The 18,407-nt window shown below is 34.1% G+C and carries 19 protein-coding genes; 8 read left to right on the forward strand and 11 right to left on the reverse strand.

Features of this window, described 5'->3' with window-relative positions:
• Positions 1 to 171 precede the first annotated feature (171 nt).
• The 3 genes from ychF to LPC20_RS06420 all read left to right on the forward strand — a co-directional run bounded on the left by ychF (position 172) and on the right by LPC20_RS06420 (position 6,230).
• Positions 172 to 1,266, forward strand: coding sequence for a redox-regulated ATPase YchF (ychF, locus tag LPC20_RS06410; RefSeq protein WP_229323640.1), 1,095 nt, complete (start codon positions 172 to 174; stop codon positions 1,264 to 1,266).
• A gap of 219 nt (positions 1,267 to 1,485) precedes the next feature.
• Entirely contained in the window at positions 1,486 to 3,339 is a 1,854-nt protein-coding gene (locus LPC20_RS06415; protein ID WP_229323642.1) for a DNA topoisomerase IV subunit B, read from the forward strand.
• A 182-nt stretch (positions 3,340 to 3,521) separates the two neighbouring features.
• The gene (locus LPC20_RS06420; RefSeq protein WP_229323644.1) at positions 3,522 to 6,230 is read left to right on the forward strand and encodes a DNA gyrase/topoisomerase IV subunit A; all 2,709 of its coding nucleotides are present in this window, start codon (positions 3,522 to 3,524) and stop codon (positions 6,228 to 6,230) included.
• A 38-nt stretch (positions 6,231 to 6,268) separates the two neighbouring features.
• Here the strand turns inward: LPC20_RS06420 and LPC20_RS06425 are convergent, their stop codons facing one another.
• From LPC20_RS06425 to LPC20_RS06460, 8 genes are read right to left on the reverse strand one after another with little or no spacing between them, the layout of a single operon-like run.
• A complete protein-coding gene (locus LPC20_RS06425; RefSeq protein ID WP_229323646.1) occupies positions 6,269 to 7,036 on the reverse strand; it encodes a TerC family protein in 768 nt (255 codons plus the stop codon).
• A gap of 22 nt (positions 7,037 to 7,058) precedes the next feature.
• Positions 7,059 to 7,445, reverse strand: a complete 387-nt coding sequence (locus LPC20_RS06430; protein ID WP_229323648.1) for a DNA topoisomerase IV — start codon at positions 7,443 to 7,445, stop codon at positions 7,059 to 7,061.
• Between the two features lie 2 nt (positions 7,446 to 7,447).
• Positions 7,448 to 8,020, reverse strand: coding sequence for a pentapeptide repeat-containing protein (locus LPC20_RS06435; protein ID WP_229323650.1), 573 nt, complete (start codon positions 8,018 to 8,020; stop codon positions 7,448 to 7,450).
• On the reverse strand, positions 8,020 to 8,241 hold the full coding sequence (locus LPC20_RS06440) for a DUF6095 family protein (RefSeq protein WP_229323652.1): 222 nt from the start codon (positions 8,239 to 8,241) through the stop codon (positions 8,020 to 8,022). Before LPC20_RS06440 ends, LPC20_RS06435 begins: the two co-directional genes overlap by 1 nt.
• Positions 8,242 to 8,244: 3 nt before the next feature.
• A complete protein-coding gene (murQ, locus tag LPC20_RS06445; RefSeq protein WP_229323654.1) occupies positions 8,245 to 9,066 on the reverse strand; it encodes an N-acetylmuramic acid 6-phosphate etherase in 822 nt (273 codons plus the stop codon).
• Positions 9,067 to 9,082: 16 nt separating this feature from the next.
• Entirely contained in the window at positions 9,083 to 9,463 is a 381-nt protein-coding gene (locus LPC20_RS06450; RefSeq protein WP_229323656.1) for a PH domain-containing protein, read from the reverse strand.
• 16 nt (positions 9,464 to 9,479) lie between these two features.
• The gene (locus LPC20_RS06455; RefSeq protein ID WP_229323658.1) at positions 9,480 to 10,148 is read right to left on the reverse strand and encodes a ZIP family metal transporter; all 669 of its coding nucleotides are present in this window, start codon (positions 10,146 to 10,148) and stop codon (positions 9,480 to 9,482) included.
• Positions 10,148 to 10,912 (reverse strand): class I SAM-dependent DNA methyltransferase, encoded by a 765-nt coding sequence (locus LPC20_RS06460; protein ID WP_229323660.1) that lies wholly within the window; start codon positions 10,910 to 10,912, stop codon positions 10,148 to 10,150. The genes LPC20_RS06455 and LPC20_RS06460 overlap by 1 nt, the downstream gene beginning before the upstream one ends.
• A 148-nt stretch (positions 10,913 to 11,060) precedes the next feature.
• On the opposite strand from LPC20_RS06460, the gene LPC20_RS06465 reads away from it, so the two are divergent.
• Together LPC20_RS06465 and LPC20_RS06470 are read left to right on the forward strand one after the other, a co-directional pair.
• Positions 11,061 to 12,230, forward strand: a complete 1,170-nt coding sequence (locus LPC20_RS06465) for a THUMP domain-containing class I SAM-dependent RNA methyltransferase (RefSeq protein ID WP_229323662.1) — start codon at positions 11,061 to 11,063, stop codon at positions 12,228 to 12,230.
• A gap of 12 nt (positions 12,231 to 12,242) precedes the next feature.
• On the forward strand, positions 12,243 to 12,476 hold the full coding sequence (locus LPC20_RS06470; protein WP_229323664.1) for a hypothetical protein: 234 nt from the start codon (positions 12,243 to 12,245) through the stop codon (positions 12,474 to 12,476).
• A 29-nt stretch (positions 12,477 to 12,505) separates the two neighbouring features.
• Here the strand turns inward: LPC20_RS06470 and LPC20_RS06475 are convergent, their stop codons facing one another.
• From LPC20_RS06475 to rlmD, 3 genes are read right to left on the reverse strand one after another with little or no spacing between them, the layout of a single operon-like run.
• Complete coding sequence (locus LPC20_RS06475) at positions 12,506 to 13,261, reverse strand: DUF6048 family protein (protein ID WP_229323666.1); 756 nt, start codon at positions 13,259 to 13,261, stop codon at positions 12,506 to 12,508.
• Complete coding sequence (locus LPC20_RS06480) at positions 13,233 to 13,769, reverse strand: DUF6452 family protein (RefSeq protein ID WP_229323668.1); 537 nt, start codon at positions 13,767 to 13,769, stop codon at positions 13,233 to 13,235. Before LPC20_RS06480 ends, LPC20_RS06475 begins: the two co-directional genes overlap by 29 nt.
• Before the next feature lie 4 nt (positions 13,770 to 13,773).
• Positions 13,774 to 15,186 (reverse strand): 23S rRNA (uracil(1939)-C(5))-methyltransferase RlmD, encoded by a 1,413-nt coding sequence (rlmD, locus tag LPC20_RS06485; protein ID WP_229323670.1) that lies wholly within the window; start codon positions 15,184 to 15,186, stop codon positions 13,774 to 13,776.
• A gap of 102 nt (positions 15,187 to 15,288) precedes the next feature.
• Here rlmD and tgt point away from each other — a divergent pair, with 102 nt between their 5' ends.
• From tgt to LPC20_RS06500, 3 genes are read left to right on the forward strand one after another with little or no spacing between them, the layout of a single operon-like run.
• Positions 15,289 to 16,419, forward strand: a complete 1,131-nt coding sequence (tgt, locus tag LPC20_RS06490; protein ID WP_229323672.1) for a tRNA guanosine(34) transglycosylase Tgt — start codon at positions 15,289 to 15,291, stop codon at positions 16,417 to 16,419.
• 7 nt (positions 16,420 to 16,426) lie between these two features.
• The gene (locus LPC20_RS06495) at positions 16,427 to 17,521 is read left to right on the forward strand and encodes an LptF/LptG family permease (protein ID WP_229323674.1); all 1,095 of its coding nucleotides are present in this window, start codon (positions 16,427 to 16,429) and stop codon (positions 17,519 to 17,521) included.
• Positions 17,508 to 18,392: a DMT family transporter gene (locus LPC20_RS06500; protein WP_229323676.1), complete on the forward strand. Its 885-nt coding sequence runs from the start codon at positions 17,508 to 17,510 to the stop codon at positions 18,390 to 18,392. Before LPC20_RS06495 ends, LPC20_RS06500 begins: the two co-directional genes overlap by 14 nt.
• Positions 18,393 to 18,407: the final 15 nt, after the last annotated feature.

An 18,407-nucleotide genomic window follows, 5' to 3' on the forward strand; every position in this document is an offset into this window, starting at 1 on the left:
GTTTATTTAAGAATAAATTAACATTTTCTCATTGAAGACAGTAATTTTACAAAGAATGCAAGAATTCCATGTTTTTGTTTAACGAACCTTTTTTTAATCCTATATTTGCATCCTTTATTAATAGAATTGCTAATATTTGTGGTTATTACCACTTTTCGAAAATAAATTATCATGAAAGCAGGAATTGTAGGATTGCCTAATGTAGGAAAATCAACTTTATTTAATTGTTTGTCTAATGCCAAAGCACAAAGTGCTAACTTCCCATTTTGTACAATTGAACCTAATATTGGAGTGGTTAATGTACCTGATCCAAGAATCAATCGATTGGAAGAATTGGTAAAACCAGAGCGTGTTCAAATGGCAACTGTTGATATTGTAGATATTGCTGGTTTAGTTAAAGGTGCAAGTAAAGGGGAAGGTTTAGGAAACCAATTCTTAGGAAATATTAGAGAGTGCAACGCGATTATTCATGTGTTGCGTTGTTTTGATAATGATAATATTGTTCACGTAGATGGGAATGTAAATCCTATTCGTGACAAAGAAACTATTGATATCGAGTTGCAACTGAAAGATTTAGAAACGGTTGAAAAACGTTTGGAAAAAGTAAATCGTGCAGCTAAAACAGGTAATAAAGAAGCACAAGCCGAGCAATCGTTGTTGAATAGAATTCGCGAAGCTTTATTACAGGCTAAATCTGCAAGAACAGTTTCGCCTGCAAATCAAGATGAAGAAGAATTAATGGAAAGTTTCCAATTAATCACCAATAAACCGGTTTTGTATGTGTGTAATGTGGATGAAAATTCGGCAGTAAACGGAAATAAATATGTAGATCAAGTTCGCGAATTGGTAAAAGACGAGGATGCCGAAGTAATTATTCTTTCTGTAGGTGCTGAAGCTGATATTAACGAATTAGAGAGCTACGAAGAGCGTCAAGTATTCTTAGAAGATATGGGATTGACTGAACCAGGAGCTTCTGTTTTGATTCGTGCAGCATACAAATTATTGAAACAACAAACCTATTTCACAGCAGGTGTAAAAGAAGTGCGCGCTTGGACCATTAATATTGGAGCTACTGCACCTCAAGCTGCAGGTGTTATTCATACTGATTTTGAAAAAGGATTCATTCGTGCAGAGGTTATCGCTTTTGAGGATTTCTCTCAATACGGTTCGGAAGCCAAAGTAAAAGAAGCTGGTAAATTGCGTGTAGAAGGAAAAGAATATATAGTTAAAGACGGAGACGTAATGCACTTTAGATTTAATGTGTAGTTATTGCAAGGAATAAATCCATTGCTAGGAAGGAAGCAATCAAAAACCGCTAAAGTAATTTAGCGGTTTTTTTATCTCCAATTCGAAAATCGTACTTCGTATACCGTACTTCGTATATCCTACCTTTATTGTCAATATCATTCTTAATAACTTTGGCTTTCGCTTGTTTAAGATTGTATCAAATTATCTTAAATTAGCACAAAATCGATACTTTTTAAAATGTCTGAACAAAATCAATACAACGAAGATAATATTCGATCACTCGACTGGAAGGAACATATTCGTATGCGTCCTGGTATGTATATTGGAAAACTCGGTGACGGTTCTTCGCCAGACGATGGTATTTATATCTTGCTCAAGGAAGTATTAGATAATTGTATCGATGAATTTGTAATGGGAGCAGGAAAAACCATTGAAGTTACTATCAAAGACAAAATGGTGACAGTGCGCGATTACGGTCGTGGAATTCCATTAGGTAAAGTGGTTGATGTAGTTTCCAAAATGAACACAGGAGGGAAGTACGATTCTAAAGCCTTCAAAAAATCAGTTGGTTTGAATGGTGTAGGTACCAAAGCGGTGAATGCCTTATCGAATTATTTCCGTGTCGAATCGGTTCGTGACAACCAACAAAAAGCAGCAGAATTCTCTGCAGGTAATTTGGTTTTGGAAGAAGAAGTTCAGGAATCGACCAAACGTAAAGGAACAAAAGTTGCTTTTATTGCGGATGAGCAGATTTTTAAAAACTATAAATACCGTAACGAGTATGTGGTAAAAATGTTGAAGAACTATTGTTACCTCAACACTGGATTGACCATTTACTACAACGGCGAAAAATACTATTCGGACAATGGATTGAAAGATTTGTTGGAAGAAACCATAACAGAAGAAGATTCAGTATATCCAATTATTCACTTGATTGGAGAAGATATTGAAATTGCGTTAACGCACAGTAAATCGCAATATTCGGAAGAATACCACTCGTTTGTCAACGGACAAAACACGACTCAAGGAGGTACACATTTAAATGCCTTCAGAGAAGCAGTTGTGAAAACGATTCGTGATTATTACAACAAAGGTTTTGAGGCTTCGGATATCCGAAAATCAATTGTTTCGGCTGTGTCGATCAAAGTAGAAGAACCTGTTTTTGAAAGTCAAACCAAAACCAAATTAGGTTCAACAGATATTGGTCCGAATGGCCCAACAGTGCGTACTTTTGTCCACGATTTTATTACCACCAAATTAGATAACTTCTTACACAAAAATCCAGAAGTTGCCGATTTGTTGTTGCGTAAGATTTTACAAGCCGAAAGAGAGCGTAAAGAATTATCAGGTATTCGAAAATTAGCCAAAGATCGTGCTAAAAAATCGAGTTTACACAATAAAAAACTACGTGATTGTCGCGTGCATTTACCCGACATTAAAAATCCACGTTATTTAGAAAGTACCTTGTTTATTACTGAGGGAGATTCGGCTTCGGGTTCGATTACTAAATCGCGCGATGTGAATACACAAGCAGTTTTCAGTTTGCGTGGTAAGCCATTGAATTCCTATGGAATGACCAAGAAAATTGTGTACGAAAACGAAGAGTTTAATTTATTGCAAGCCGCTTTGGATATTGAAGAATCTATGGAAGATTTGCGTTACAATAATATTGTTATCGCAACCGATGCCGATGTCGATGGAATGCACATTCGGTTGTTATTGATTACGTTCTTCTTGCAATTTTTCCCAGAGTTAATTAAAGACGGCCATTTGTATATTTTGCAAACTCCTTTATTTCGTGTGCGAAACAAGAAAGAAACTATTTATTGTTACAGTGAAGAAGAGCGTGTTAACGCTATTGAAAAATTGAAACCAAAACCAGAAATTACCCGATTTAAAGGATTGGGAGAAATTTCGCCTGACGAGTTCAAACACTTTATTGGAGCCGATATTCGTTTGGATCCAGTAATGCTGGATAAAGCGACTTCAATCGAAACGTTATTGGAGTTTTATATGGGTAAAAATACACCCGACCGTCAAACGTTCATCATCAATAATTTGAAGGTGGAATTAGACGTTGTGGAGAAATAGTTAATTGGAGCACAAAGTAACACCAAGTATAGCGTAAAGTCTCTCGAAGGAATTTTAAACATTGTGGAACTTAGTGAAATACTTTGAATAACATTGTGTAAAAAATAGCATAAAGTAAAATTATAATTATAAACTTTGTTAAACTTAGTGTAAAACTTTGTGAAACTTAGTGCTACAAAAAAATGAAAGACGAAGAAGAAGATAACATCATTCCAAACGAAGACGAAACCAACGATTCTTTGGATACAACGGCAAACGAAAACGAGGAAGGTTTTGACGACATCGTTGCTTTTGGTGGGAATCATTTTTATGAAAATAATGAAAATCCCGAAGATACGATTACCAAAGTAACCGGAATGTACAAAGACTGGTTTTTGGACTATGCTTCGTATGTAATTTTGGAGCGTGCTGTGCCGGCTATTGAAGACGGTTTTAAGCCTGTGCAACGTCGTATTATGCACTCTATGAAAGAGTTGGATGATGGTCGTTACAATAAAGTAGCTAATATCGTAGGACACACTATGCAGTATCACCCACACGGAGATGCGAGTATCGGAGACGCTATGGTGCAAATTGGTCAAAAAGATTTGATTATTGATATGCAAGGAAACTGGGGTAACATTCTCACTGGAGATAGTGCTGCAGCTTCCCGTTATATTGAAGCTCGAATCAGTAAGTTAGGACACGATATTTTATATTCGCCTAAAATCACGCAATGGGGAATGTCGTATGACGGACGTAGAGCTGAGCCTATCAATCTTCCTGTTAAATTTCCTTTATTGTTAGCACAAGGTGCTGAGGGAATTGCGGTGGGTCTTTCAACTAAAATTTTACCTCATAATTTTAATGAATTAATTGATTGTTCTATCAAAGTATTGAAGGGCAAATCATTTACCTTATATCCTGATTTTCCAACAGCAGGTATTGCTGATGTTTCTAATTATAATGATGGTTTGCGAGGCGGGCGTGTTCGTGTTCGTGCCAAAATTGCACAATTGGATAAACAAACCTTGGTGATTACTCAAATTCCGTTTTCAACTAATACTTCTACCTTGATTGATAGTATTTTGAAGGCGAATGAAAAAGGGAAAATCAAAATCAAGAAAATTGAGGACAACACAGCTGCTGAGGTAGAAATCTTGATTCACCTCCCGCCAGGTGTTTCGCCTGATAAAATGATAGATGCCCTATATGCATTTACTGCTTGTGAAACTTCTGTGGCGCCGTTAGGTTGTGTTATTGAAAATAATAAGCCTTTGTTTATTGGTGTTTCTGAAATGTTGAAAATCTCCACACATCGCACGGTAGATTTGTTGAAACGGGAACTAGAAATCCAATTGGACGAACTGGAAAACAAATGGCATTTTTCTACTTTGGAGAAAATTTTCATTCGTGAAGAAATGTATATTGATTTCAAATTGTATGGAGATAGAGAATCATTGTACAAATATATGTACGACCGATTTGAACCTTTCAAAAAATCATTTGTGCGTGAAACCAATGATGATGATTTGCAAAAATTAACGCAAATTCCAATGATTCGTATTACGCGTTTCGACTCGGATAAAGCGGATGATGCAATTGCTAAGTTGGAAGCCGAAATGGAAGAAGTGAAACATCATTTGGATAACATCATTGATTTTACCATTGACTTTTTCCAAAAATTAAAAGACAAATACGGAAAAGGACGAGAACGCCAAACGGAGTTGCGAAGTTTTGATACTATTGAAGCTACCAAAGTGGTGTTGCGTAATACCAAATTATATGTCAACAGAGAGGAAGGTTTCTTGGGAACTGGACTTAAAAAGGACGAATACGTTGCCGATTGTTCCGATATTGATGATGTGATTGTTTTCCTTCGCGATGGGAAAATGATGATTACCAAAGTGGATGAAAAGAAATTCATTGGCAAAGACATTATACATATTGCGGTGTTTGACAAAAACGACAAACGTACCATTTACAATATGATCTACCGAGATGGTAAAAATGGATCAACCTTTATCAAACGTTTCAATGTTTCTGGAGTGACACGTGATAAGTTCTACGATTTGACTCAAGAGAATGCTGGATCTATGGTCTTGTATTTTTCAGCCAATCCAAATGGAGAAGCTGAAGTCGTGACTATTTTATTGCGTCAGGTTGGAAGTGTTAAGAAATTAAAATGGGATGTCGATTTTTCTGATATTGCCATAAAAGGACGTGCTTCGAGAGGTAATACCGTTTCTAAATACCCAATTAAGAAAATTGAGTTGAAAGAAAAAGGAATATCAACTTTGCGTCCAAGAAAAGTTTGGTTTGATGATACGGTCCAAAGATTGAACGTAGACGGAAGAGGGGAGTTGTTAGGAGAGTTTAGACCTAATGATCGTTTGTTGATTATCAATCAATCAGGTAAGCTTAAAACGATTATTCCTGAATTGACTACGCATTTTGACGAGGATATGATTGTGTTAGAAAAATGGAATCCTAAGAAACCAATTGCTACCATTTATTATGATGGAGAAAAAGAGCGTTATTTTGTAAAACGTTTCTTAGTAGAAAATGAAAATAAAGAAGAAATTTTTATTACTGAACACGAAAAATCACAGTTAGAAATTGTTTCAACTGATTGGCGTCCAATGGCAGAAATTGTATTTGCGAAAGTGAAAGGTGTTCAAAAAGAAAATCAAACGATTGATTTGGAACAATTCATAGCGGTTAAAGGAATAAAAGCTATTGGTAATCAATTGACAACAGATAAGTTAAAACAAGTGAATTTGTTAGAGTCATTGCCATACGAAGAACCTGAAGAAGAAGTCGAGGAGACAAGCATAGAAGAATCAACTGAGTTAGAAGACATTCCTACAGACACAAATGATGACGGTCAAATTACTTTAAGTTTAGATTAAAATAAAAAAAGCTCCTATTTCAGGAGCTTTTTTTAGGTTTACTTTTTAGTCATTTTCATATTTAGCATTTCAATAACTAATGAAAATGATATGGCAAAATATAAATATCCTTTTGGAATTGGGGTAACATGATTACCAAATATAAGTGCGTCGGCTAAATGCGCGCTTTCGGTAAGTAACATCATTCCAATTAAAATTAGAAATGCTAAACCTAATACTTGTATAGAAGGATGTTTATTTACAAAATTACCAACTGGAACTGCAAATTGCATCATTATAAATACAGAAATGATAACAGCTGTAATCATAATGTATATAGCACCTTCAACACCATTAGTCATACCTACAGCCGTTAAAATACTATCAAAAGAAAACACCATATCTATCAATATGATTTGGAAAATTACATTTCTAAATGATTTTGTAGCTGATTTTTTTATTTCTTTTTCTTCTTGTCCTTTTTCTTCTACTTTTTCACGAATTTCATTGGTGCTTTTATAAATTAAAAATAAGCCTCCTAGCAAAAGAATAATACTTTGACCAGTAATATTTGCGGAGAACCAACTTAAGTCAATATGGAACCAAGGTTCTTTCATTTGAATTAGTAGATTAATTCCAAACAACAACGCTATACGCATAAACATAGCTAGGAACATACCAATTTTGGTCGCTCTTTTTCGTTTTTCTTCAGGAAGTTTTCCGGTAGCGATAGAAATAAAAATAATATTATCTATTCCTAATACAATCTCTAAAAATGTTAAGGTTAAAAGGGCTATCCAAGCATCTGGATTTAAAAATACTTCCATTATAGTGAATTAAATGTTCTGTTTATTTTAGGTTAGTTTCTCCAATTTTGATAACCGTACCTCGCTGTTTACTATCTACACCAACCATTCCGAATTCAAAGGTATATGAATTTTTTGAGGTGGTCAAAATCTTCATGCTTATTGCCCTTTTTTCTTGATTATTTTTAGGATGTTTTTTTCTTAGGACATATTCACAATCACTAATCCAACGTACAATTGCAGTGTCTGTTTTTCCTTCAAAAGTTTCGATCTCAATACTGTCATTGCGTTCAAAAAATGTAACTTTTTTCACACCGTCTACTTCATGTTCGAATTTGAATTTCCCTGTTTTGAAATCTTTACAATTGTTCTCGGTACTGTAACAAGAGGCTAGTAATAGCAAACCAAATAAAGCGATTATATTCTTCATGATTATTCTATTTTTATATCGTATTTATCTAAAAGTCCCACAATACCTTGAGCTGAAAATTTCGCTTTCTTCATAGGGTTGAACTCTGGATCAATTTTGTAGTTAAAAGCAGTTCTAAAGTCAGCTCCTGCTAATTGGCTATCATTAAATATAGCGTTATCTAAATTACAATTATCAAAAATTGAATTGGATAATTGAGTATTTATGAAACCTGTCTCTTTCATTGAACAAGCTATAAAGTTTGTTTTAGGCATTTTTTTATTGGCAAACGAGGCATAATCCAAAACACAATCTTGAAAACTCACTTGGAATAAAAAATCAGTACAAGTATTGAAATGAATTCCTAATAACTTACAATTCTTGAAATGAACAGTTTTTAAACTGGTTCCAACAAGGCTAATCATGGATAAATTACAATCAATAAATTCGCAATCCATAAAGGTATTGTTACTTAAATCAGAATTGGAAAAATCACAGTTTTTAAAGATGCAGTCTTCAAATTCACGATGATTGATTCGGCTATCAATAGCTATGACTTTTTCAAATGTTTTTTGAATGTTGATGAGGTTTTCCATTAATCGTTGAATAAACTGTTCATAATAGTTTTTAATCCAACATACAGGCAATATACTCCATAAATACATAAAGCAATTCCAATTCCTAATACAAGGTAATGCCAATTATTTCCTTGGTTCATAAACGCATTATGAATTATCGCAGGACCAATGAATAATAAAGGTAAAGCGCCAGATAAATATTTTAAGGCTTTCGCCAAAAGAGCTTTGTTGGTTGCCATTATTTAGTTTTTTTGCTGCTGGTAAAAATCAACCGCTTTTCTAACGCTGCCTAATTGAGATAGTAATTGGCTTCCTTCTTCATAGGAAACAGGAATTTCACTCATAATCATTTTTACTCCGCGATCTACTAATTTGGTGTTGCTCAATTGCATGTCTACCATTTTGTTTCCTTTGACCTTCCCTAGCTGAATCATAGTTGCTGTAGAAATCATATTCAACACTAATTTCTGTGCTGTTCCGGCTTTCATTCGCGAACTTCCAGTAACAAATTCCGGGCCAACAATTACTTCAATTGGGAATGTAGCCGTTTGTGAAAGTGGACTTTCGGCATTACACGAAATACTTCCAGTGATGATATTATTTTCGTTGCAAGCTTGTAAACCGCCAATAACATATGGAGTTGTTCCAGAAGCCGCTATTCCAACTACCACATCATCGGAGTTAATGTTGTATTCTTGTAAATCTATCCAAGCTTGTGTATTATTGTCTTCAGCATTTTCAACCGCACGACGAATGGCTTTGTCCCCACCTGCAATAATTCCATTAACCAAGTCAAAAGGAACTCCAAAAGTAGGCGGACATTCAGAAGCATCAACAATTCCCAATCGGCCAGAAGTACCGGCTCCAATGTAAAACAATCTACCTCCTAATTTCATTTTAGCCACAATTTGAGTTACTAAGGCCTCGATAGATGGCATTGCTTTGGCAACAGCCAATGGCACCGTTTGATCTTCTTGATTGATATTGAACAGCAATTCCTGCACAGACATTTTTTCTAAATGGTCGTATTTTGAGGATTGTTCTGTAGTTTTAGTAAAAGTCATAAATAAATTATTGAATTTATTTTAAAACATGAAATGCTAAGATATTTTGAACATCGTAAACATTAACAGATTTGTTAAATTGTTTCACTATGCTAGGATTTACTTCACTAGAAACCCAAATCTTTAGTTCAGCCTCTAAATCGAATGTTCCTGCAGTTTCTATGCTAAATCTTGAAATACTTTTGTAAACAATTGATTTATATTCAATTTTACTTCCTGTAATTCCTTGTTTTTCAATTAATATCAATCGTTTGGATGTAAAGATAAATGTATCTCTAATTAATTTGAAACCAAGTTCTATCGATTCCCCTTCGATTAGTAATTTTCCGTAGTCATTCATTAAACTTTCTTGATCTACAGCTCCAGCATTTCCTAGTAAAGCAGAAAAAATTCCCATAATGGTATGTTTTAAGTTAAATTAAATAGGCCAATCCAAATCCTAATACTATCATCGATATTTTAGCAATATTGAATTTATGTCCCTCACTACTTTCAAATATGATAGTCGAAGAAATATGAAATAAAATCCCAATAACTATTGCTGTTATTTCGGTGTAATATGTATTAAGTATCGGTAAATAATCTGACAGAATAGTGCCTAAAGGGGTCATTATAGCAAAGCTAATCATAAATATAAAAATAGCTTTTTTATTCAAATTAGCATTGATGAAAAAGGTAGTTAAAATGATAGCGATGGGTAAATGGTGAATGGCAATACCAATTGCTAAATCATGATTATGAGCTACGGGAAAACCTTCTGCCAAAGCATGAATACAAAGACTGATAAACAACAACCATGGAATATGATTCATTTTGTCTTGTCCATGAACATGTCCGTGTTCTGCACCTTGCGAAAAATATTCTAAAATAATTTGGAACAAAATCCCTACCATAATAAATAATCCAATTCGATTATTATTACTTTCATAGATTTCCGGTAACAAATGGCTTACTGTTAGTGACAATAGAAAAGAACCGCTAAATGCCAAAAGCAGCTTTAGTTTTGCCTTGTCTTTCGGTTGGAAAATCAAAGCAAATAAATAGCCAATTAATACAGAAAGTAAGGGTAAAAGATAATTCATTATTTAAAAATCATGATTAATCGTTCGCTTTCAGTTTTATGGAATTTCTTCAGTTTATAATCCCCAAAGATATCTAATAAATAGATACCTGCTTCATCCATCATCGTTTGAAAATCTTGTAAAGTCAAAGCTTGTACTTTTTCTGTGAAATGAAACGATTCACCTTGATCTTCAAAGGCAATTTCTTTGTAAATATGTCCGTCTTTCACATAGCGTTTTATATAGAAATCAATGCCTTCTACTGTTTTGGTTTCTTCAGGGACTAGATTAGCGATTACTTGATTCACATTCATGAAATCAATGACTGCAAATCCGTGTTCGGTTAAGCTCTCTTTAATGGCAATAAGCGTTTTCAAGTTATCGGCATCATTTTCAAAATAACCAAAACTCGTAAACAAATTGAAAATAGCATCAAATTGATCCTCGAATTTTTCACGCATATCATGTACCTGAAAATGCAAACTACTATTGCTATTTTTACTGGCTTCTGCAATACTATTTTCTGATAAATCAGCACCAATAACTTCAAACCCCAATTGGTTTAAATAGATAGCATGACGTCCTTTTCCACAAGCTAAGTCCAATACTTTGGCTTTTTCTGGAAGATTAAGATAGTGCGTCAAGTTATCCATGAAAATTTGCGCTTCACGGTAATTGCGTTCTTTATATAGGATATGGTAATACGGGGTATCAAACCAAGAAGCAAACCAGTTTTGTGTTGGCTTTTGACTATCTAAAACTGTTGGTATCAAATCTTCAGACATTTATTCTTTTTCAATTAAATCAAGTCCGCAAATTTAGTGTATTTTTGCACAAATAAACCCTATTATTTGAATTCAAAGTTCAATAAATAGGTTTTTGCCGCTGCTTTTTTTAAAATAAAACAGAAGTAGTTGAATTGAACAGAAAAAAATGGAAGATAATTTTAAAATGATTGCCAAAACCTTTTTCGGTTTTGAAGAAATATTAGCCAATGAATTAAAAGCATTAGGCGCACAAGATGTAGAACAAGGAATTAGAATGGTTAGTTTCAAAGGTGACAAAGGTTTTATGTACAAAGCCAATTTGTCGTTGCGAACTGCTTTGAAAGTTTTAAAACCGATTCATACTTTTAGAGCCAATAATGAAAACGCCTTATACAAAGGAATTTCAGGAATTAATTGGTCGAAGTATTTGAATGCCAATCAGACTTTTGTAATTGATGCGACGGTACATTCGGATCATTTTAACCATTCTGAATTTGTTTCTCAAAAATGTAAAGATGCGATCGTAGATCAATTTAGAGAAAGAACAGGGCAGCGTCCGAGTATCGACAAAGCTTTTCCAGATTTACGAATCAATATTCACATTGGTAAAGATCAAGTCTCGGTAGCTTTGGACACTTCTGGAAATTCATTGCACCAACGTGGTTACCGAACTGCAACGAATATTGCCCCTATTAATGAAGTTTTGGCAGCAGGAATTTTAATCCTTTCAGGTTGGGAAGGACAAAGCGATTTTCTTGACCCAATGTGTGGTTCAGGCACTTTTTTGGCGGAAGCCGCTATGATTGCGTGTAACATTCCAGCCAATATCAATCGTAAAGAATTTGCATTCGAGAAATGGAACGATTGGGACAATGATTTGTTTGACCAAATTATCAACAGTTTAATGAAAAAAGTAAAAGAGTTTCATTATACCATAAAAGGATATGACAAGGCGCCAAGTGCCGTGAGTAAAGCCAAAGACAATATTCGAAATGCAAACTTAGAAGATTACATCAGCATTGCCGAAGATAACTTTTTTGATACTGAAAAGAACTCCCAAGGAAAGTTACATATGGTTTTCAATCCGCCGTATGATGAACGATTGGACATTCATATGGAAGAGTTTTACAAGAATATTGGAGATACGCTGAAAAAGAGTTATCCAGGAACTAACGCTTGGTTTATTACCGCCAATCTAGAAGCATTGAAATTTGTAGGATTGAAACCTTCACGTAAAATTAAATTGTTCAATGCAAGTTTAGAAGCCCGATTAGTGAAATACGAAATGTATGAAGGCAGTAAAAGAACTAAATTTCAAGTAGCCGATAAAGAATAAAAAATAAATGATATGACTAAATTACAATTAAGAGCCTTTATGTATCAGTTGGGAAGTTTTGCTATTTTGTTTATTGCTTTTCGCTATTTGATTCATAACTATACCAATTTGACAGGATTATTTATTCCGTTTACCGCTTTTGTAGTAGGGACAATTCTTTCTCCAAAATTCCAATCCGTTAAAACTAAAGATGGAGAGAAACTCTTTATGTCTTGGCTTTTTATTAAAGGTATAAAGGAGTTGTAATCTTTGGCTTTCGCCAAAAGTCAGCACTACTATTTAGAGATTACTTTCTTTTTATACAACGGGAGAAAATAACTAACAGTGTAGTTAAACCCAATTCCGAAATTTCCATTATAGGTCCTGTTAAATCCCGGAATGTATAAATTATCAAAACCGTCTGGTTTTTTATTGGTAACTAATGTTTTTAATTGAACACTAAATCCAACAAAGACATTGTTAAACATTTTAGCCTTCATTCCGGTTACTACTTCAATCCAACTCGCACTTAAGCCATTGAATTCTTGATTGGCAGGAATTAGTGGTAATTCTCCCCAATAGGGATGCGGGTTATAAATTTTATATCCATTTAATTCTTGACTAAACGTACTGAATCCATAACGCAAACCAATTGAAATGATATTTTCCATATCCAACCAATTTTCATATAAATTGTAATCGAAACCCACTTTTAGGTACGAACCTTTGCTCGTTGATGTTAATCGGTCGTCTTCAGTAGTTTTATTTTCATTTCCGAGTTCGGCTGCTAAAAAGTATTTTTTATTCCATCTAAAATCACCTGTAAGTTCTATTCCTTTATAGTTTTTATCATAAAAACCTCTTGAGAATTTAAATAGATCTATTCCTAATCGTAGTCCATAACGATCTTTTTTTACTGGAATGCTATCTTCAGTTTGTTCTAGGGCCTTAGTATCAAGATTTGCTTTTACAGTAGATTTTTCTTGTGCCTGCACTAAAGTGAACGCAACCAAAAAACAAACACTAGAAAAATAGTTTAATATGTGTTTCATTTTCATTTACTATTGTTGTTTTATCTACTGATATGAATCGGATCCACTTATTTGAAGATAATGCAGAGTGAATTATTGGATTTGTTGGTCGTAAAGTAAACGTAGTTTTGTAGCCACATGCTCTAGAGACAAATGTATTAGTTCGGGTATAATTGATTTGAATTTTGTCAGTAAATACCAAAGCAGGGTTTGTGTTACCCGAATTAAAAATCAAATCATAAGTGGAGATGTCCTGATCTACTTTCAACGGAATAGAAATCCTACTTCCATTGGTAACGTATTTTGAATCACCTATCGCATTTGGACTAAAGATAATCCCTTCGGTCATTCCTTCTCCAACCACTTTTAATTGCGATACATTCTTTACAACACTTGGATTATTGATGTCATAAAAAGTTAAAACCAATCGGGGAGTGGTAATTGTAGCAGCATCGCAAATGTCGTCTTTCTCACATCCTGAGAAAAACACCGACAGCAGTACAACTACAATAAGGATTCGTTTTTTCATTTGATTATCGTTTCTCCAAAAGTACAACATTTTCTACGTGATGCGTTTGCGGGAACATGTCCACAGGACGCACACGGGTTACTTTGTATTTTTCGTCCATTAATGCCAAGTCACGTGCTTGTGTAGCTGAGTTGCAACTAACATACACCACTTTTTGAGGTTCAATTTTAAGAATTTGCTCAATAACATCTTTGTGCATTCCGTCTCTAGGTGGGTCAGTAATAATCACATCTGGTTTACCGTGTTGCGCGATAAAACTTTCGTTAAAAACCACTTTCATGTCTCCCACGAAAAACTCACAATTGGTAATTTCGTTGCGTTTGGCATTGACTTTAGCATCGCTAATAGCTTCCAGAACGCTTTCTACACCAATTACTTTTTTAGCGTTTTTAGATACAAATTGCGCAATAGTTCCTGTACCTGTATATAAATCATATACGGTTTCATTTCCTGTAAGTCCAGCAAAATCGCGTGTTATCTTGTACAATTCGTAGGCTTGATCGGAATTGGTTTGGTAAAAAGATTTGGCATTTATGCTAAATTTCAAACCTTCCATTTCTTCCAAAATGTAATCACGACCTTTATATAGTTGGATATTGGTATCGTATAAAGTATCGTTTGCTTTATTATTCACCACAAATTGAAGCGAAGTAATTTGAGGGAATTTTTTGTAAATATGATCTAAAATTAATTCTCTATTGGCTTTATCATCTTCAAAAAACTGAATCAAAACCATGATTTCTCCGGTTGAAGCAGTTCGTAACATTAACGTACGCAACAAACCTTCGTGCGCTCTTGGGTTGAAGAAAGTCAATCCGTTTTCATTAGCAAAAGCCCTAATCTCATTACGAATTGCATTAGAAGGATCTTCTTGTAAATGACATTTGTTGATGTCTAAGATTTTGTCCCACATTTTTGGAATGTGAAATCCTAACGCATTTCGATTGCCTAAGTCTTCGGTACTTTCGATTTCTTTTTCGGTTAACCAACGGCTATTCGAGAATGAAAATTCCATTTTGTTTCTGTAAAAGAATTGTTTCTCTGAACCTAAGATGGGATCAAATTCTGGAAGTTCAATTTTTCCAATACGTTGCAAATGGTTTTTTACCTCATTTTGTTTGTAAAACAATTGTTGGCTGTAGTTCATATTTTGCCATTTACAACCACCACAAACTCCAAAATGTTCACAAATAGGTTCTATTCGATGTTCTGAAAGTTCGTGAAACTTTACTGCTTTTCCTTCGTAAAAAGCCTTACGTTTCTTGAATGTTTGCACATCTACAACGTCTCCAGGAACTACATTAGGGATAAAAATTACTTTTCCGTCGGGCGCTTTTGCTACCGATACGCCTTTTGCACCAGCATCAAGGACTTTTATTTGATGAAAGACAACTTTGTCTGTATTTTTTCTTGCCATAGCGCAAAAATAAGTGTTTGAATGGTTTTATAAATTCAATTTGGCAAAATTTTTTAAAAAGGATTCAAATTAGCCTATCTTTGCCGACTGAAAAAAGCCATTATGAAGTTTGATTTATTACAAAAAGATCCACAATCGAAAGCTAGAGCTGGAAGTATCACTACTGATCACGGGGTGATTCAAACTCCTATTTTTATGCCTGTTGGGACAGTTGCTTCTGTTAAAGGAGTGCACCAACGCGAATTGAAAAACGATATTAATCCTGATATTATTTTAGGGAATACTTATCATTTGTATTTGCGTCCTCAAACCGAAATTTTAGAAAAAGCAGGTGGCTTGCATAAATTTATGAATTGGGATCGTAATATTTTGACTGATTCGGGCGGTTACCAAGTATATTCTCTTTCGGCAAACCGAAAAATTAAAGAAGAAGGGGTGAAATTCAAATCGCATATTGATGGTTCGTACCACTTTTTTACACCTGAAAATGTAATGGAAATTCAACGTACAATTGGGGCCGATATTATTATGGCTTTTGACGAATGTACACCATATCCTTGTGATTATAATTATGCCAAACGCTCAATGCACATGACGCACCGTTGGTTGGATCGTTGTATCAATCATTTGGATAATTTACCTTTCAAATACGGTTACGAACAAACTTTCTTTCCAATAGTTCAAGGAAGTACCTATAAAGATTTAAGAAGACAATCAGCAGAATATATTGCTAATTCTGGTCAGCAAGGAAATGCGATTGGCGGACTTTCAGTAGGAGAACCTGCAGAAGAAATGTATGCCATGACGGAAGTAGTTTGCGAAATCTTGCCTGAAGACAAACCGCGTTATTTGATGGGCGTAGGAACTCCTATTAACATTTTGGAAAATATTGCTCTGGGAATCGATATGTTTGATTGCGTAATGCCAACTCGTAATGCTAGAAACGGGATGTTATTTACTGCTAATGGAACAATCAATATCAAAAATAAAAAGTGGGAAGCTGATTTTTCTCCCATTGATGAAATGGGAATCACTTTTGTAGATACTGAATATACGAAAGCTTACTTACGTCATTTATTCGCTGCTAATGAATTTCTTGGAAAACAAATTGCAACCATTCACAACTTAGGATTTTATATGTGGTTGGTTCGCGAAGCAAGAAAGCATATCTTAGCAGGAGATTTTAAACCATGGAAAGAAATGATGGTTAAAAATATGAGCCAACGATTATAATTTTCTCATGAATAAATTAACAATTCTAGATCAATATATTTTAAAGCGGTATTTAGCCACTTTTTCTGTGATGCTATTGTTGTTTATTCCAATTGGAATTGTTGTTGATGTATCGGAGAAGGTTAACATGATGATCAAAAATCAAGTCCCTTTCAATAAAATTGCTATCTACTATTTTCATTTTACCATTTATTGGGCGAATATGTTATTTCCGATATTTTTGTTTTTATCGGTAATTTGGTTTACATCAAAGTTAGCAAACAACACTGAAATTATTGCTATTTTAAGTTCAGGAATATCTTTTACACGTTTTTTAAGACCTTTTATTATTGGCGCTTCTATAGTTTCATTCGTGGTTTTAATTATGGGCTTTTATTTGGTTCCCATTGCCAGTGAAGGATTTAATAATTTTAGATATACGTATTTAAAAACAGGCGGTCAACAATTAATGCAGGGCGATAATACTGATGTATATAGGCAAATTAGTGACACTGAATTCATCTATGTTAATAGCTTTAATACCGAAACTAAAACCGCTTATAATTTTTCATTGGAAAACTGTAATAATGAAAAATTGGTATACAAAATTACAGCCTCTCGAATTCAATGGAATCCAAAAGAGAAAAACTACACTCTTTTTGAATATACTAAAAGAACAGTTGGTCCATTAGGTGATAAGATTGAAAAAGCGCCCGAGAAAAAAAAGAAATTTAAATTTGATCTAGAAGATTTAGCTCCTGTAGTTTATATAGCGGAAACTCTTCCCTTGGGAAAATTAAACGAGTTCATCGATAAAGAAAAGAAAAGAGGATCTTCTAATATCAATATGTATTTGGTTGTTTACTATAAAAAATTTAGCATTCCTATTTCTGCGTTTATTCTAACAATAATTGCAGTCTCAGTTTCAGCAATGAAACGAAGAGGTGGAATGGGTATGAATTTAGCTATCGGAATTGCAGTGGCATTTTCATATGTGTTTTTCGATAAAATTTTTGGTGTTTTGGCTGAGAAAACAAGTTTTTCACCTTTTATTGCTGTCTGGACACCCAATTTATTTTTTGGAATCCTAGCTTTTTACTTATTACGAAATGCGAAACGATAATTTAACAAGTTACCTTAACCTTCATTTAATTGTTTTTATATGGGGTTTTACCGCTATTTTAGGTGCTTTAATTACTATTCCTGCTGATAATTTAGTTTGGTATCGAATGGTGTTAGCAAGTGGATTCTTAGGTTTGTTTTTAATTGTAAAGAAAAAATCATTTTGTATTCCAATTAAAGAGTTGATGCAATTGGTTTTCGTAGGGTTATTGATCGCCTTGCATTGGATTTTCTTTTTTCAAGCCATACATATTTCTAATGTATCCATAACACTTTCTGTTTTTTCCTTAGGTGCTTTTTTTGCGTCATTATTAGAACCCATTTTTTACGGGAGAAAGGTTTTGTGGTACGAAGTGTTTTTTGGTTTAATAATAATAGCAGGATTGTTTTTGATTCTTCAAGTAGAAAGCGGCTATATATATGGGTTTTATTATGCTTTGGTATCGATTATTTTAGGGGTTTTATTTACATTAATCAATGGAAAGTTGATAGCGAAACACGACCCATCAGTAATAACATTTTATGAATTCCTCTCGGGGGTATTTTTCATATCTTTTTATTTTATTTTTCAAGGAAAGTTTACACTTGATTTTTTTGTTTTGTCTCTCAATAATTGGTTTTTCCTTTTTATTTTGGCTTCCGTTTGTACGGCATATGCTTTTACAGCTTCGGTAAAAGTAATGCGTAAATTAACCCCTTACACGGTTATGCTAACCACTAATTTAGAGCCGGTTTACGGAATTGTACTTGCGTATTTTATCATTGGTGGAAAAGAAAAAATGAGTACAGAATTTTATATCGGAGCCTTAATAATTGTAATCACCGTGATTTTAAATGGGATAATTAAACATTATTACAAACCAAAAAAGTAGTCAAAATCGAACTAG

It is taken from the genome of Flavobacterium ammonificans (genome assembly GCF_020886115.1).
In the GTDB taxonomy this organism is placed as follows: domain Bacteria; phylum Bacteroidota; class Bacteroidia; order Flavobacteriales; family Flavobacteriaceae; genus Flavobacterium; species Flavobacterium ammonificans.

Excerpts from the sequence above, each read along its gene's own strand:
- ychF (WP_229323640.1), top strand. The coding sequence starts at position 172 with ATGAAAGCAGGAATTGTAGGATTGCCTAATGTAGGAAAATCAACTTTA.
- LPC20_RS06415 (WP_229323642.1), top strand. The coding sequence starts at position 1,486 with ATGTCTGAACAAAATCAATACAACGAAGATAATATTCGATCACTCGAC.
- LPC20_RS06420 (WP_229323644.1), top strand. The coding sequence starts at position 3,522 with ATGAAAGACGAAGAAGAAGATAACATCATTCCAAACGAAGACGAAACC.
- LPC20_RS06425 (WP_229323646.1), bottom strand. The coding sequence starts at position 7,036 with ATGGAAGTATTTTTAAATCCAGATGCTTGGATAGCCCTTTTAACCTTA.
- LPC20_RS06430 (WP_229323648.1), bottom strand. The coding sequence starts at position 7,445 with ATGAAGAATATAATCGCTTTATTTGGTTTGCTATTACTAGCCTCTTGT.
- LPC20_RS06435 (WP_229323650.1), bottom strand. The coding sequence starts at position 8,020 with ATGGAAAACCTCATCAACATTCAAAAAACATTTGAAAAAGTCATAGCT.
- LPC20_RS06440 (WP_229323652.1), bottom strand. The coding sequence starts at position 8,241 with ATGGCAACCAACAAAGCTCTTTTGGCGAAAGCCTTAAAATATTTATCT.
- murQ (WP_229323654.1), bottom strand. The coding sequence starts at position 9,066 with ATGACTTTTACTAAAACTACAGAACAATCCTCAAAATACGACCATTTA.
- LPC20_RS06450 (WP_229323656.1), bottom strand. The coding sequence starts at position 9,463 with ATGGGAATTTTTTCTGCTTTACTAGGAAATGCTGGAGCTGTAGATCAA.
- LPC20_RS06455 (WP_229323658.1), bottom strand. The coding sequence starts at position 10,148 with ATGAATTATCTTTTACCCTTACTTTCTGTATTAATTGGCTATTTATTT.
- LPC20_RS06460 (WP_229323660.1), bottom strand. The coding sequence starts at position 10,912 with ATGTCTGAAGATTTGATACCAACAGTTTTAGATAGTCAAAAGCCAACA.
- LPC20_RS06465 (WP_229323662.1), top strand. The coding sequence starts at position 11,061 with ATGGAAGATAATTTTAAAATGATTGCCAAAACCTTTTTCGGTTTTGAA.
- LPC20_RS06470 (WP_229323664.1), top strand. The coding sequence starts at position 12,243 with ATGACTAAATTACAATTAAGAGCCTTTATGTATCAGTTGGGAAGTTTT.
- LPC20_RS06475 (WP_229323666.1), bottom strand. The coding sequence starts at position 13,261 with ATGAAACACATATTAAACTATTTTTCTAGTGTTTGTTTTTTGGTTGCG.
- LPC20_RS06480 (WP_229323668.1), bottom strand. The coding sequence starts at position 13,769 with ATGAAAAAACGAATCCTTATTGTAGTTGTACTGCTGTCGGTGTTTTTC.
- rlmD (WP_229323670.1), bottom strand. The coding sequence starts at position 15,186 with ATGGCAAGAAAAAATACAGACAAAGTTGTCTTTCATCAAATAAAAGTC.
- tgt (WP_229323672.1), top strand. The coding sequence starts at position 15,289 with ATGAAGTTTGATTTATTACAAAAAGATCCACAATCGAAAGCTAGAGCT.
- LPC20_RS06495 (WP_229323674.1), top strand. The coding sequence starts at position 16,427 with ATGAATAAATTAACAATTCTAGATCAATATATTTTAAAGCGGTATTTA.
- LPC20_RS06500 (WP_229323676.1), top strand. The coding sequence starts at position 17,508 with ATGCGAAACGATAATTTAACAAGTTACCTTAACCTTCATTTAATTGTT.